13 protein-coding genes and 1 pseudogene are annotated in these 13,717 nt (G+C 64.7%); 2 read left to right on the top strand and 12 right to left on the bottom strand.

What is annotated here, in order from left to right:
- Positions 1 to 3: 3 nt before the first annotated feature.
- The 9 genes from QX070_RS22180 to QX070_RS22140 form a co-directional block, all read right to left on the bottom strand.
- Positions 4 to 537, bottom strand: coding sequence for a GlcG/HbpS family heme-binding protein (locus tag QX070_RS22180; RefSeq protein ID WP_315739221.1), 534 nt, complete (start codon positions 535 to 537; stop codon positions 4 to 6).
- A 136-nt stretch (positions 538 to 673) separates the two neighbouring features.
- A complete protein-coding gene (locus tag QX070_RS22175; RefSeq protein ID WP_315739220.1) occupies positions 674 to 1,972 on the bottom strand; it encodes an MFS transporter in 1,299 nt (432 codons plus the stop codon).
- 265 nt (positions 1,973 to 2,237) lie between these two features.
- Entirely contained in the window at positions 2,238 to 3,047 is an 810-nt protein-coding gene (locus QX070_RS22170) for a transporter substrate-binding domain-containing protein (protein ID WP_315739219.1), read from the bottom strand.
- Positions 3,048 to 3,103: 56 nt separating this feature from the next.
- A complete protein-coding gene (locus tag QX070_RS22165) occupies positions 3,104 to 4,102 on the bottom strand; it encodes an MBL fold metallo-hydrolase (RefSeq protein ID WP_315739218.1) in 999 nt (332 codons plus the stop codon).
- Between the two features lie 159 nt (positions 4,103 to 4,261).
- The gene (locus QX070_RS22160; RefSeq protein WP_315739217.1) at positions 4,262 to 4,423 is read right to left on the bottom strand and encodes a hypothetical protein; all 162 of its coding nucleotides are present in this window, start codon (positions 4,421 to 4,423) and stop codon (positions 4,262 to 4,264) included.
- Between the two features lie 9 nt (positions 4,424 to 4,432).
- On the bottom strand, positions 4,433 to 5,884 hold the full coding sequence (locus tag QX070_RS22155) for an MmgE/PrpD family protein (protein WP_315739448.1): 1,452 nt from the start codon (positions 5,882 to 5,884) through the stop codon (positions 4,433 to 4,435).
- Positions 5,885 to 5,886: 2 nt separating this feature from the next.
- Complete coding sequence (locus QX070_RS22150) at positions 5,887 to 7,344, bottom strand: MmgE/PrpD family protein (RefSeq protein ID WP_315739216.1); 1,458 nt, start codon at positions 7,342 to 7,344, stop codon at positions 5,887 to 5,889.
- The gene (locus tag QX070_RS22145) at positions 7,334 to 8,365 is read right to left on the bottom strand and encodes a PdxA family protein (protein WP_315739447.1); all 1,032 of its coding nucleotides are present in this window, start codon (positions 8,363 to 8,365) and stop codon (positions 7,334 to 7,336) included. The genes QX070_RS22150 and QX070_RS22145 overlap by 11 nt, the downstream gene beginning before the upstream one ends.
- A gap of 5 nt (positions 8,366 to 8,370) precedes the next feature.
- Positions 8,371 to 9,681 (bottom strand): cation:dicarboxylate symporter family transporter, encoded by a 1,311-nt coding sequence (locus QX070_RS22140; RefSeq protein WP_315739215.1) that lies wholly within the window; start codon positions 9,679 to 9,681, stop codon positions 8,371 to 8,373.
- Between the two features lie 136 nt (positions 9,682 to 9,817).
- Here QX070_RS22140 and QX070_RS22135 point away from each other — a divergent pair, with 136 nt between their 5' ends.
- Together QX070_RS22135 and QX070_RS22130 are read left to right on the top strand one after the other, a co-directional pair.
- Complete coding sequence (locus QX070_RS22135; protein ID WP_315739214.1) at positions 9,818 to 10,753, top strand: LysR family transcriptional regulator; 936 nt, start codon at positions 9,818 to 9,820, stop codon at positions 10,751 to 10,753.
- A gap of 223 nt (positions 10,754 to 10,976) precedes the next feature.
- A pseudogene (locus QX070_RS22130) lies at positions 10,977 to 11,613 on the top strand (NAD(P)/FAD-dependent oxidoreductase); the annotation flags it as partial.
- 54 nt (positions 11,614 to 11,667) lie between these two features.
- Here QX070_RS22130 and QX070_RS22125 read toward each other — a convergent pair.
- From QX070_RS22125 to QX070_RS22115, 3 genes are read right to left on the bottom strand one after another with little or no spacing between them, the layout of a single operon-like run.
- Positions 11,668 to 12,297, bottom strand: coding sequence for an urea amidolyase associated protein UAAP2 (locus QX070_RS22125; protein ID WP_315739213.1), 630 nt, complete (start codon positions 12,295 to 12,297; stop codon positions 11,668 to 11,670).
- A gap of 11 nt (positions 12,298 to 12,308) precedes the next feature.
- Complete coding sequence (locus tag QX070_RS22120) at positions 12,309 to 13,118, bottom strand: urea amidolyase associated protein UAAP1 (protein WP_315739212.1); 810 nt, start codon at positions 13,116 to 13,118, stop codon at positions 12,309 to 12,311.
- The gene (locus QX070_RS22115; protein WP_315739210.1) at positions 13,115 to 13,717 is read right to left on the bottom strand and encodes an urea carboxylase-associated family protein; all 603 of its coding nucleotides are present in this window, start codon (positions 13,715 to 13,717) and stop codon (positions 13,115 to 13,117) included. The genes QX070_RS22120 and QX070_RS22115 overlap by 4 nt, the downstream gene beginning before the upstream one ends.

Below are 13,717 nucleotides of genomic sequence, written 5' to 3'. Positions count from 1 at the left end.
CGTCTACTTCAGCGCCGCCTGCCCGGCCAGAGATACGACGTTGTCCTGGGCGCCCGACCCACCACTCACACCGACGGCACCGATGATCTTGCCGTCCACCATCAGCAGATTGCCGCCCCGCGATGCGATCACGTCATCGAGCGTGGCGAGATAGGCGAAATACGCGCCTTTGCCGAGCAGCGTCTCGAACACCAGCGTGGGGCGTCGATAACGTGCCGCCGTGCGCGCCTTGTGCTGAGACAGGCCGACCGACGCATATTGGCAATTGTCCTGCTTTTCGAAATAGACCAGATCGCCGCTCGGATTGACCACGGAGATGCAGAAGGCGTTCCAGTTGCGCTTCGTCGTCTCGGCAACGGCCGCAGCAGCCACCTTCTTGGCCATCTCCAGGCTGATCGGCTCGCCATAAGGCGGCGGATTCAGTGCATCCGCGACCGCGTCGTTGGGGTTGTCGGTGTTCGATGTCTGGGCGAGGCTGCTCGATAAGTGCAAAGCTGCGACGCATGCGATGATGCTCAAAATGGCCCGATAGTGCATGTCTTCCTCCCGACCCTGTTGCCTTCTCGTGCTCGTCGGCCAGCCTGGCCGCCTTGTTTCACTCGACGAGGCGTGTCGTTCTCTGCCTCCGTTGGCGCGCGCTCCGCGCCGGCGGCACCCGGCGCGTCTCCACGCTTCATTCCGACCGCCGCGCTTCCAAGCTGCCGAGATCTTCGGGGTGCCCTGTTTGCATCCCCAACGGAGTCATACGCTGCAGGTCAGCGCCGCTGGTCTCGGGCAAAGCCATCGCGGCGATGAAAGCAAGTCCATAGGCGGCGAGCGCGCAAAGGCCCATCGACAAGCCAAGAGGATGCGACGCAGCAAGCACGCCCACGGTCGCAGGCACGACCGAGCCAAACCCACGCCCGCCGCCGAGGCAGAAGCCCTGCCCGCTCGCACGAATCTCGGTCGGAAACAATTCGGCAAAGGTCGGCAACATTCCTGATGCCAACCCACCCTGGAACGCGCCCAGAAAGAAGCTGAGCAAGATCGTCGTGTTGGCGCCGATCGGAGCAAGCAGGTAGATGCTCGCGTTCACGGCCTGGCATAGCAGGAAGATCATGAACGCGGGACGTCGGCCCGTGCGATCCGAAAGCCAGCCATAGAGCAACGGTCCGACCAACGAACCCAGGATGTTCATGGCAAGATAACCTGCACTGCTCCCCACCGTCAGGTTGAGGACGGTGCGCAGATAGGTCGGCAGCCACGTGATCATCACATAGGCACCGCCGAAAATGCCGGTGGCCATCGTGACCGCCGCCACGGTACGCCGCACATGGGCCCTGGTGAAGATCGTCCAGGCGGGCAGTCCGGCTGTCTTGTCCGCGCGGCTTTGACGATAAAGCCCGGACTCCGGCACAAGGCGGCGAATGAAGAACACGAGAAAGGCCGGCGCGATCCCGACCGCAAAGAACACGCGCCAGCCGAGCTCTTCAGGAAACAGCGATGAAATGACGGGGAGCAGCGCGACGGAAATCGCATAACCCACCGCGTAGCTGCTCTGCACCGACGCGGCCACCCGGCCGCGCAGCGCGGGCCTGACGACCTCGCTGATCAGGACGCCACCCACGGCCGCCTCACCGCCGTAGCCAAGGCCCTGGAGAAAACGCACGATCAGCAAGAAGTTGAAGCCGGTCGCGAAAGCCGATGCGAGCGTGAACAGGGCAACCCAGAGGATCGTCAGTTGCAGGACTTTGATGCGGCCGATGCGATCGGCAAGGATCCCTCCGCCCCAGCCACCGACGGCTGCACCGACGAGGGCTGCGGTCGCGAGATAGCCGGCTTCAGGGCGCGTCAGTCCGATTGTTGCAATCAGCGCCGGGATGACCAGCGCATAGATCGTCGAATCCAACGAATCGAGACCAAAGCCCGCGAAGCAAGCCCAATACGTCCGGCGTTCGACCTCGTCGAGTTCGGAATACCAGCCCAGTTTCATGATCGTTCACTTTCAGGCCAGGACTCGAACCAGATGCGCTTCTTCGTTGGCCGGGAGAACAAGCGCGAGTGCAGTACAATCGGGTGGCCGCATGGACCCTGCAGGCGCACTTTCTGCGCGTGCCTGCCGGTCGTGTCCATTATGATTGCCGACAGCTTCATCGCCCGCCGATTGGAGATAGACGGAATTCCAGGACAGCCAAAATACGATTTGGCGTTGGCGCTCATAAGCGAAAGATATGGCTTGGCCGGAGCTCACCGCGGCATCACGGGGCGACCTTGGCGGTGACATATCCACTTTGATTGAGCGCTCGGCGTACTGTGCCATTCGCCTTGGCATCTGCAAGAAATCCGGCCGCCCACTCCCGCGCCGTCACTTTGCCCTTCGGGACGACCACGACGACGCCCGTTGATTGGATGACCTCGTTCAAGACCCGGCTGCCCGGCAGGCGCCGCGATAGCTCCTCCAATGCTTCCATGCCCATGGCGAGGGCGTCGAGCCGACTCTGACCGATCAAGTCAGCGGCCTCTTCGGGTTTGACGAATTTCGTCACGCTGGCACTTTTCATGCTCGCCTCGACCGTTCTGGACGTCGAGGTGCCTTCGATGCAGCCAACCCGGATTCCCGGACGGTCGATCTCGGCAACGGAGGTGATGTCTGAGCCGGCGCGAATGAGATACCCGCTCATGTAGGCGACATAAGCGGGTCCCTGATCGACGAACTGCTCTCGCTTCCGATCCGCAGGCATGAAGGACAGATCCCACGCGCCTTTGCTGCCGGCGGCCGCGATTTCGTCCGAGCTCTGATATTCTACGAGCTCGAGTGGCACATTGAGCTTGCCTGCGGCCGCTTGGGCAAGTTCGACTGTCACGCCGACAGGCCTGCCTGTCGCCGGATCGCGTGTCGTCCAGAACGCCGAGGCGGCCGGCCCGACCGCAACAGCGACGCGCAACACGCCGGTCGGAGCGATCTCGCGCGCATCCTGCGCAGCTGCTCCCGCCATCATGGCCGAGAAGCCCAAGCAAAGGCTTGCGATGGCAAAGCCAAGCGATGCAAGCGGACCGGTCGATTTCATGCGTGGTCTGGCGCGATCCGACATGGGTACCGCCGTGCTGACAATGTGCCGGTCTTTCATAGCGTCGGATTCCACGATGATGGGATCAGCCGATAGCCGGCGCCGTCTTTCTCGACGTGTCCGACCGACGGGAACGCGAAGTGGAATCCGATCACGATCGCCTTCTCCGCCGCCGCCATGTCGTAGAACTTGTGGCGGGTCTGCTGCGCAAGATCGGGGTCGGTGTCGAAGACGACGTGCCAATCCGGATGTCGCAGGAAGAATTCCGGGATGTTGGTGACATCGGATTGGATCAGAACCTTCGCGTTGCCCGACGCGACCGCGAACGAGGTGTGACCTGGCGTGTGGCCGGGGGTCGCGATCGACGTGATCCCCGGAGCGACCTCCTTGTCCCAGTCATATTTCGTCACCTTCGACTCGATACCGGCGAAGGTTTTCCTCACATTGGCGAAGTAGTTCTTCATCATCTCGCTGGACTGCGCCTTGGCCGCGTTGTCCTCGCTGGTCCAGAAGTCCCAGTCCTTCGCAGGCACCATGATCTCGGCATTCGGGAACGCTATCGATCCGTCGGCTGCGCGGATGCCGTTGGTATGGTCGGGGTGCAGATGCGACAGCAGCACGACATCGATGGCCTTCAGATCGACGCCTGCCGCAGCAAGGTTCTGCAGGGTTCGGCCGACCGCGCCCTTGCTGGGCTCGAGATTGGCCACACCGTTCCCGGTGTCGATCAGCACGAGCTTGCTGCCGGTATTGATGATTTGGGGGTTGAAGGGGATGGTCACCATCCCTTTTGGCATGTAGGCGGCGTCGGCGGCGGCGACCGCCTCCTCCCTGGACGCGTTGGTGACGAACTTGTCCGGAACCGGAAACGTGCGCGCACCGTCATTGATGGACATGCACTCGAACGATCCCACCTTGTAGCGGTAGAAGCCGGCTGCCTGCGCGCCGGCCGGATTCATAGCCGCTCCGGCGGGCGCCGTGCCGAGGCGAGTAGCGGCCGCAGTCCCTGCCAAGGCTGCGCCGGCCAACAACTGACGACGGTTGAGATTGATCACGTGCCCCTCCTTCTGGTCGATCCAACGACGATGAAATTGAACGCGGCGCGGGACCTCAGACGATCCTGATCGACACGTCCGTTCGCGTCGTGATGTCGTCTTCATGTCTCTCAGTCCCAGAACGGGACGACCCGTGAAGGCTCCCCGTGGCGTTTTGCTTCAGTGGGCCAGCGGATCAGGCCTCATCTGCACCTTGTAGACCTTCGGCGACGCCTCCTTGCCGCCCTCGCCGTGAAAGCTCGCGTGCGTGCCGGTCGTGGTCCACAGACCTCGTCCCTTCCAGCCGGTGTCGGGATCGTCGATATCGCTTCTCATCGCCATGACAGCCGATCACGCCGCGAATAGTGCGCGCAACCGGCCGATGTCGTCGATTTCTTCGAGCCGCCCGACCATGTCGATCAGCTTCTCCGTCTTCTCACGCCCCAGAACGGGCGTCATCAGATCCCTGGTCTTGGCGTTGACGGCCTCCGTGCTCAGCGGATTCTCCCTGGTGCCCGGCGGATGCCTAGTGAAATGATCGACCTTGCGGCCATCGACCAGAGTCACCTCGACGATCGCACCGCGTGGCGCGGCCGGATCCATCAGACTCTTGTCGCCTACAAGCGTCACCTTCCCACGCTGCTCCAGGATCATCGGGTCGCGCATCAGCGCGACATCATGGCTGTCGGCGAATGAGACGGCCCCCTTGACCAAGGCGAGTGCGACGAGATGCTGACAGTTCACGTCGGGCATGGCGCTGTCGCCGACGATGCCCATCGCGTCGGTCGGAAGCTTGACCAGGATGCTGCGGACGTTGTCTGGAGTGAGCCCGTGCTGTCGGCGCAGCGTGAGCAGCGCATCCAGCGGCGACTGGATCGGATAGCCGACCGAAAAGGTCTTGATGGCGGTTTCCGTGACGTAGAAGCGGCTGCCGAGATCCTTGACCATCTCCTCCGGCTTCGGATCGCTCGACAGCGCGATGAACAGGTTGTGGGTGCCATCGAGCACGTCATCGACGCCGGTGAGCCCCGCCATCACCATGTCGACGGCCATGACGCCGTTGCGCGCGCCCATGCCGGCGAAATCGAATGCCTTCTCGATGTGGTCCTTGTCCTTCACCCAACTCCACAGCCCTGAGACCTGCTGCGCCGAATAGGAAATGGCGTGACGCATGCCCCGCTCGTCCAGCCGGGCCAGCGAGGCCGCCGCGCCGAGCGCACCGAATGTCGAGGACGTGCCCTCGGCGCTGCGATGCGAGCCGCGCACCAGGTCCGGCCCGAGCGCCATCAGAAGGCGGCAGGTCAGGTCATAGCCGAGCGCAACGGCGCGGATCACGTCGCGCCCGCTGCGATGCTCCCGTTCAGCCATCGCAAGCGCGGCGGGAAGGACGGCGCAGCCCGGGTGTGCCTTGGTGACTGGCTCGAAATCGTCGGTCTCGTCGGCGTGGGCGCACATGGCGTTTGCCATCGCCGCATTGACGGCCGTCGTCCGGAAGTCGGAGCCGACGACGGACGCCTGCGGCGCGCCGCCGAGGCTGCGCACGTATTTCAGCGCCATCTCGCCCGGATGCATCCGAGCGCCGGACACCATGGCGCCGAGCGTGTCGAACATGCGGTGCTTGCATGCGAGCACCACCTGCTCCGGCAGCTCCTGGTCGCGCGCCGCGACCATGTAGCGCGCCAAGCGTTCGGTTACGCCCGAGCCGGCGGCACGGGAGAAACGGATCGGCATCGCCGAGATCGCAGCAAACGCCCCCGCCGATTGCAGGAGCCGGCGACGTGACAGCTGGGCCCCGTTCTCCATGGTCACGCCGACGCCGACATCTTCGCGATGTCGGCTGCGCTCGACAGGCCCTCGACATTCCAGCAGGCGTCCATGATCCGCCGGATCGATGCGGCAGGAACGATGCCGTCGGCGAGATCGGAGAACTTCGCCTCGAGCTGCTGGTCGGTCATCGGCACTTCAACGCTGCCGACGGCGTGCTCGATGCGGCGGCTGAGCTTCCGCCCATCCTTCAGCACGATCGTCATCTCGACCTGCTCCGGCTTGATCTCGGGCGCGATGACCGGAATGACCTTGCTACGCAGCGACAGCACCGTCGGATCGGTTACCGCGCGATCGCTGAACTGCTTCTCTCCGCCCGCGCCTTCCACGATCGCCACGGCCACCGCGTGATAGATGCTGAACTTGCCCTCGAGCCCCTGCTGCGGCGTCTTCTTGCCCGTCAGCTCGAGCACGAGCGGGTTGACCTTGAGATCGACATGGTCGATCTGATCGGCCGTCAGCCTGTTCTCGTTGCGCAGCTGGACCGCGGCGTCGATTGCTGGATGCAGCACGATGCCGCAGGCGAACGGCTTGTAGGTGTTGAGCGCGGCTTCGTAACGCTTGCCGAGATCGCCGACGATCTCGCCATAGTCCTGCTTGGTGCTGATCGTATTGGCCCAGCCGCGCTTCGCCTCGATCATCCCGTCCGACGACGTGAAATTCTTCGACGCCAGAAGGGCGGCAAATATGCCGTTTGACGCCGCACGGCCGGGGTTGAAGCTCTTGTTCATGGACCCGAACGATTCGCGCAGGCCGACCGGCTGCGACGCGGCGAGGCCCAGCGCCCAGGTCATTTGCTGCTCGTTGAGCTTCAACAGCTTGCCTGCAGCTGCCGCCGAGCCGAACACCCCTGCGGTCCCGGTGATGTGCCAGCCGACATCGTAGTGGTTCGGATAGACGGCGTTCCCGATCCTGCACTCGGTCTCGACACCGAGGACGAGCGCATTCAAGAACTCCTTTCCGGAGACCGGCTGCATTTCCGAGAGCGCAATGATCGCCGAAACCACCGGGCCGGCCGGATGGATGATCGTCTTCAGATGGGTGTCGTCGAAATCGAAGATGTGGCTGGACACGCCGTTGATGAAGGCGGCGTTCATGATGTCGAACCGCTCGCGCCGGCCGAACAGCGACGCCTGCTGCGGGCCGGAGAACGGCGCCAGCGCCGCGACCGCAATATCAACCGTTTCATGTCGCGACCCGCCGATCGCGACGCCGACCCAGTTCAGCAGCGTCCTCACGCCTTCCTTGCGGACCTTGACCGGCAGATCATCGTATCCCGCCGAGACGATGTACCGCGCAAGCGTACGCGTGACCTCCTTGGGCGGCGCCGCGGCGGGCGCCGCCGGTGCCTCAGCCTGTGCAAAAGCCGCATTCGCGCCGACCGCGTACAAGGGAAGAGCGGCGGCGGCCTGAAGCAGGGTCCTGCGATCAGTGTGCATGTAACGTCTCCCGGGCTTTGAACGAGGCCAATTGCGCGGCGAGCCGGACCGCGCTTTCGAGCGCGCCGGTGTTTGCGACGCCCTTGCCGACGATGTCGAACGCCGTGCCGTGCGAGGGCGTGGTGAAGACCGTCTCGAGGCCGGCCGTCACGGTCACTCCGCGATTGAAGCCGCGCAGCTTCGTCGCGATCTGCCCCTGGTCATGATACATCGCGACGACGCTGTCGAACTCGCCGGCAAAGGCGCGAATGTAAACCGTATCCGCTGGATACGGACCGCTGCAGACAATGCCCTTTTTCGCAATCGCCTCGACCGTCGGCTTGATCATCTCGATCTCGTCGCGACCGAACAAGCCGCCCTCGCCGGCATGCGGATTCAGCGCGGCCACGGCGATCCGCGGCGCGGCGACTCCGGATCTCCGCATCATCCTGTCGACGAGGACCACCGCATCGGCGATCCGCGCCGGGCTGATGTCGTTCAGCGCCTCGCGCAGGGACTGGTGCCCGGTGACGCGCGACATCCATTGACCATCCAGCACATTCATTTCAGAAAAATAGGTACGGTGCCCGAGCAGGTCCGCGAACATCTTGTGCTCGTCCGGGTACCTCCAGCCGCCGTCGAACATCGCCCGCTTGTTCAAGGGCGCGAAGGTGATGGCATTGATCGCGCCGTCCTTGGCAAGATCGATCGCCCGCGACAGCGTCTCTCCGGTGAGCCGCCCGGACTCGGCGCTGGCCTTTCCGATCGGGTGCCTCGACGGGTCGGTGTTGCCGAGATCGATTAGCTGTATCTTGCCAGAAGCCCAGGAAGCCTCGCTGGGGGAGCCGATCCGCTCGATATCGAAGCTCACGCCGGCATGCGCCATTCCCATCTCCAGCACGCGGGCATCGCCCACCACGACGAGGCGCGCCGCATCGGCCAGCCGGTGATCGGAGAGGATTCGCGCCGTCTGCTCAGGACCGATACCGGTGCAATCACCGGGAACCAGCGCCACGATCGGCAAGTCTTCACAGAGAACCATGGATCCTACTTTGCTGCTTTCATCTGGACGACCCGCCCCCAATCGTCGCGGTCGAATTCACCATCCCATTTCGCCACCACGATCGCGGCCACTGCGTTGCCGATCGTGTTGGTGATGGCGCGCGCCAGCGACATGAAGCGGTCTACTCCGAGCAATAGCGCGAGGCCTTCGACAGGCAGCCCGGCCGCAACGATGGTCGCCGCCAACGCGGCGAACGCCCCGCCCGTGACACCGGCTGCGCCCTTGCTGGTGAACAGCATCACGACAAACAGGCTCAACTGCTGCGCCGTGCTCAGCTCGATGCCGTAGACCTGCGCCACGAAGATCGTGCTCAGCGGCAATGTCAGCGCCACGCCGTCGAGATTGAAGGAGTAGCCGGACGGAATGACGAGACCGGTCACGGCACGTCCCACCCCCGCCCTTGGCAGCTTCTCCATCATTCCGGGAATCGCCGTCTCCGACGACGACGTTCCGAGCACGACGAGAAGCTCGGGGCGCAACAGCCGGAGTAGGTCCATCAGCCGGATGCCGACCAGACGGCAGATCATTCCCAGGACGACGAAGATGAAGAACGCCATCATCCCCCAGGCCGTCCCGACCAGGAGCGCGAGGGCGTACAATGTGGCGGCGCCGAACTTGCCGACCGTGAAAGCCATGGCGCCGAAGGCCCCGATCGGTGCCAGCATGACGACGACATGGACCACGCTGAACACGAGCTCGGTCAACCGCTCCATGCCCGAGCGCAGCGGCAGCGCCTTTTCGCCGAGCATCAAGAGGCCGATACCGCACAGCAGCGCGAGCACGAGAACCTGAAGCACGTCGCCGCTGGCAAACGCGCCGAAGAAGCTTTCGGGGATCATGTGCTGGATATAGGCCGACAACGAGCCGACATGGGTCTGCGCATAGCGGGCAACGGCTTCGGCCTGTTGCGGGGTGGCGTGCGCCACCCCCGCGCCGGGCTGGACCCATCGCACCACGACGAAGCTGAACATCAGGCAGAGCGTCGTGACGATTTCGAAATACAGGAAGGCCTTGAGTCCGATGCGTCCGACCGCCTTCATGTCGCCGACCTGCGCGATGCCCGTCACCACAACCAGGAATACCAGCGGCGCGATCGTGACCTTGATGAGCGAGATGAAGCCGTCGGCGAGCGGTTTGAATTCGAGTGCCGCAGCGGGAAACAGCGCGCCGACGAGTGCGCCGAGCACGGCGCCCGCCACGATCAGGACATAAGGCTCCCGCCAAAGCGAGCCGGCACGAGGCGCAGCAGCCTGCGTCGGGAGCGCCTCGGACAAAGGAGTCGTTGTGATCGTCAATTCCGTGTCCTCCCGCCTCGTGCTCTTCGGCGCTGCAAACAGCGTCTCCGCGGCCCTTATCTTTGGCCTGACATTGGACCAGCCGGTGCCGCGGTGCTAATGCCAGATTGGAATAATTCAATAACGAATTGGCATCATGGACCTGAGCTGGATCGAGGATTTCCTCGCTATTGCGGAGGACGGCGGCTTCTCCCGCGCAGCGCTGCGCCGGCACGTGACGCAGCCGGCCTTGAGCCGGCGGATCAAGTCGCTGGAAGCGTGGCTTGGAGCGCCTCTGTTCGAGCGCAGCACCCATGTCGTGAAGCTGACGCCGGCAGGGGAGAGTTTTCGTCCGGTGGCGGAGGACGTCATTCGCAGGCTGTCAAACGGCCGCGAGGAGGCCCTGGAAGCGGCTCGCCTCAAGGCCGAGACCGTTCAATTCGTCGCCACCCACGCACTGTCGCAGACGTTCTTTCCGGACTGGATCCGCCGGGTCGACCGCGCGCGGTCCGGTTCCGCCGTTCAGCTCGTGGCGTCGAACTTCGCCGGGTGTGAGAAGCTCCTGCTCGAGGCCCATGCGCATTTCATGCTGGCGCATTACCATCCATCGCTCGCCAGCCGCCTGGACAACGATCGCTTTCAGCGCATCGATCTCGCCGACGACGTCCTGGTCCCGATCAGCGCGACCGGTTACAGGGCCGTCACGCGCAGCGGTCGCCGGCGGCAATCGATGCCGCGGTTTGCGCTGCCTGGCTCTGCGGACAAGCCGCTGCCCTATCTCGCCTATCATCCAGGTTCCGGCGTGGGCCGCATCGTGACCGCCTTCCTCGCGACGAAGCAGCCGAGCGCCATGCTGCTCCCCAGCTTCTCAGCACCGGTGATGCTGCTCATCAACATGGCCCGGGAAGGCCGCGGGATCACCTGGGCTCCACGCAGCCTGGTCGAGCTCGATCTCCAGAGCGGCCGATTGGTGAGAGCCGGCCCGAAGGACTGGGACATCAAGATCAACATATGCCTCATCCGCGCACGGGCGCGGATGATCCATGCCGCTGAGAGTCTTTGGAGCACCGCAAGGAAGCTGGTAGCCACTTAGCCAATTGGCGGGAATTGGTTGCACAGCCAGCGTTGAGGTCAGCCCAGGCAGGGCTTCGGCCTCGCGCTCCATTTCCGCATTTCCTGCGCCTCTTCGACCCGCTACGGCTCGATTCATGTCTCTGGGCAGGCATAACGAGATGTCTGCCGGCAATCGCCTCTGCCTCGACCTCACTTGGCCCAAGATCGCATAGCTTGATCACAAATATCGGGTCTACAGTCCCCCCGGCGGCAATGTGACCGCGAACGGCGTCGGCATCGCCACAGGCGCCTATACCTCGCTGGGGCTGACGCCCGGAATTGTCCGGCCGCTGCATGCCGATCCTGTCGAACTCGCTGGTGACGCGCCCGCTCACTGCGGCCGAGCTCGCGGCGACCGGCTTCAAGACCCGGCAGGTGATCTCCGACACGCGCACCTTGCGCTTCTACTACCGGCTGCTGCCGGACGACCGCGTCCAGATCGACAGCCGGAGCGCCACCACCGGCGCCGACGCTACGCATGACCGGCACCTCCAGCTCCTGATCGACGGCCTGCATCGCAAGTTTCCCGCGCTCACAGGCATCGAGATCGATTATTCGTGGTGGGGCTGGGTCGATGTCAGCCACGACATGATGCCGCGCATCGTGCGTCCCGATGCCCAGGCGAAGCTGGTCTATGCGCTCGGCTATGGCGGCGACGGCGTCTCCTATTCGGCGCAGGCCGGCCGCCGGATGGCGCAGATGCTCGCGGGCCAAGCCTTCAAGGGGCAGGATCTGCCGATCTTCACCTCGGCGCTGCCGACGCAGCCCTTCGCGCCGTTCCGCCGCATCGGCCAGCGCCTGCTCTATCGCTGGTATCACTTGCGCGACGAGGCGAGTTGAGGCGCCTCTCGCCGCAGGTCGGTCCGACGAGCGTGCGCCTGCAGCAGCAGGGGTTCATGCCGTCGCTTCCCTGATCTCCACACGGATCGGAGTCGGATCGAAACCGTTGCATGGATTGTTCACCTGCGGACAGTTCGAGATCACGAACAGCACGTCCATCTCCGCGGTCACGTCGACGTAGTTGCCCGGCGCGGACGGGCCGTCGAGCACGGTGAAATTGCCGGAGGGCTCGATCGGCACGTTCATGAAGAAGTTCAGGTTGGAGACGATGTCGCGCTTGGTCAGGCCGTAGCGCGACAGCTCCAGGATGAAATTCTCCCGGCAGGCATGCAGGTAGCGCGTCGCCTCGCCGAAGCGCACGGCATTGCTCTCGCAGGAGCAGCAGCCGGCCGAGGTATCGTGGCGGCCGCAGGTGTCGGCGGTGATCCGCGCCATCCCCCGTCCGCGGTTGGAGATCAGCCGCGTCCCAAGCTCGAGATAGGCCGAGCCCTGGACGCGCAAGGTGTCCTGCGCGCTGTAGCGCTCGGCGGTGTCAGCGGCGACGTAGATCAGCGCGTCCACCGCCTGCTCGCCCTCGCTGTCGATGATGCGCAGCGTCTGGCCCCTCTTCAGCACCCGCGACCAGGGCTGCTCGGCGGGAATGTCGAAGCTGTAGACGAGATGGCCGGGATCGGTCGATGACATGATCACGCTCCTCAGGCGAACAGCTGATCGGTGAAGGCGTAGGCGCGCACGGCTTCTGGCGAGGCCCTGCGGCAGACATCGTCATCAGCAGGCGGCGGCAGCCGGCGCCGGATCAGCGTGATCGGCGTGGTCGCTGCCGGCCGCGCCGGATCGAGCGGATGGGCGCAGTTGGAGACTGCGACGATCAGGTTCATCTCGGCGCGCAGATCGACGAAGTCGCCGGCGCGCTTGCGCGCAGCTTGCCAGACGAAGCGCCCGTTTGCGTCCGTCGTCACCGGCGCAAAGAAGGTCACGCAAGGCGGGATGTCGCGCAGGCCCAGTCCGATCTTGGCGGCGGCCGAGATGAAGTTCGCCTGCGTGTTGCGCGTCACCTCGCCATAGGCCGCCAACGTCGAGTCCGCGGTCGAGCCGCCGACCAGCAGATCATGCGCGCCGGAGGTATCCTCGATCACCGAGAGCAGCACCCGTCCCATGTCCGACAGGATCATCCGGCCCTTCGACAGCGCCGCGCTCCATTGCACCTTCACGGTGTCGGCGCAGTTGATCCGCTCGCACGGATCCTCGCTGCGCCACGCCAGCAGCGAGACGCTGGAGCGGCCAAGATCATCGCTGATGCGCAGCGCCTCGCCGCGCGACAGCCGCATCGTCGCGTGCCAGCCGGGCGGCACCTGCTCGGTCTGGATGATCGCGTTCGCTGTGATCGGCGCACCGTCGCGCGCGGTCGGCGGCGGCAGCTGCTTCAACTCCTGCCCCGCCGCGCGCAGCTCCTCGTAGCGGCGGCGGTTGGCGGCGGCCCGCTCCGCCTTGGTCTCTCCGCTCATGCGTCCGTCACCGTGAAATGCGCCTCGACCGGCCGTCCGGCCTTGCCGTTGATCGGCAGGATATCCTGCGGACAGGCGGAGAACGCGATCACCAGATCCATCTCCGCGCGCAAGCGCACTTGGCCGCCGGGAACGGGGCGCGGCGGCGCGGCAAAGCCGAGCGTGCCGTCGGCCTCCCAGGGAATGTTCATGAACAGGTTGAGCGGGCTTGGCACCTCCGGCGGCGTCAGGCCGAGTTCGGCCATGCCGGCGAACAGGTTATCCGCGCAATTGTCGTGATGGCCCTCGTGTCCGAGAAACGTATAGCGGTAGCGGTCGCACGCCGCGATCAGCGTATCGTGGATGCCGCCCGAGGTGTCCTCGATCAGGGTCAGGATCGGCCGGCGCCTGTTGGTCCGGAGCACGTCGCCCCGCCGCGGCACCAGATGCAGCGAATGCGCCCGCGTGTGCTCGTTCGACATGAACTCGGAGAGGTCAGCGCGATTGAACGCCCAGGTGTCGACCACCTGCTCGCCATGGGTATTGATCACGGTGACCACCTGGCCGGCCGTGACGAGCGCCGCCTTGCCGCGCCGCGCCGGAATCTCGATCGGATCCAT

The organism is Bradyrhizobium sp. SZCCHNR1093 (assembly GCF_032381175.1).
Taxonomy (GTDB): Bacteria; Pseudomonadota; Alphaproteobacteria; order Rhizobiales; family Xanthobacteraceae; genus Bradyrhizobium.
This window is presented reverse-complemented; position numbering and strand designations above follow the sequence as displayed.

What these genes read in the sequence shown, in the direction of transcription:
- QX070_RS22125 (WP_315739213.1), bottom strand. Translation starts at nt 12,297, where the DNA reads ATGTCATCGACCGATCCCGGCCATCTCGTCTACAGCTTCGACATTCCC.
- QX070_RS22175 (WP_315739220.1), bottom strand. Translation starts at nt 1,972, where the DNA reads ATGAAACTGGGCTGGTATTCCGAACTCGACGAGGTCGAACGCCGGACG.
- QX070_RS22150 (WP_315739216.1), bottom strand. Translation starts at nt 7,344, where the DNA reads ATGCACACTGATCGCAGGACCCTGCTTCAGGCCGCCGCCGCTCTTCCC.
- QX070_RS22120 (WP_315739212.1), bottom strand. Translation starts at nt 13,118, where the DNA reads ATGAGCGGAGAGACCAAGGCGGAGCGGGCCGCCGCCAACCGCCGCCGC.
- QX070_RS22155 (WP_315739448.1), bottom strand. Translation starts at nt 5,884, where the DNA reads ATGGAGAACGGGGCCCAGCTGTCACGTCGCCGGCTCCTGCAATCGGCG.
- QX070_RS22160 (WP_315739217.1), bottom strand. Translation starts at nt 4,423, where the DNA reads ATGGCGATGAGAAGCGATATCGACGATCCCGACACCGGCTGGAAGGGA.
- QX070_RS22115 (WP_315739210.1), bottom strand. Translation starts at nt 13,717, where the DNA reads ATGGATCCGATCGAGATTCCGGCGCGGCGCGGCAAGGCGGCGCTCGTC.
- QX070_RS22145 (WP_315739447.1), bottom strand. Translation starts at nt 8,365, where the DNA reads ATGGTTCTCTGTGAAGACTTGCCGATCGTGGCGCTGGTTCCCGGTGAT.
- QX070_RS22170 (WP_315739219.1), bottom strand. Translation starts at nt 3,047, where the DNA reads ATGAAATCGACCGGTCCGCTTGCATCGCTTGGCTTTGCCATCGCAAGC.
- QX070_RS22180 (WP_315739221.1), bottom strand. Translation starts at nt 537, where the DNA reads ATGCACTATCGGGCCATTTTGAGCATCATCGCATGCGTCGCAGCTTTG.
- QX070_RS22135 (WP_315739214.1), top strand. Translation starts at nt 9,818, where the DNA reads ATGGACCTGAGCTGGATCGAGGATTTCCTCGCTATTGCGGAGGACGGC.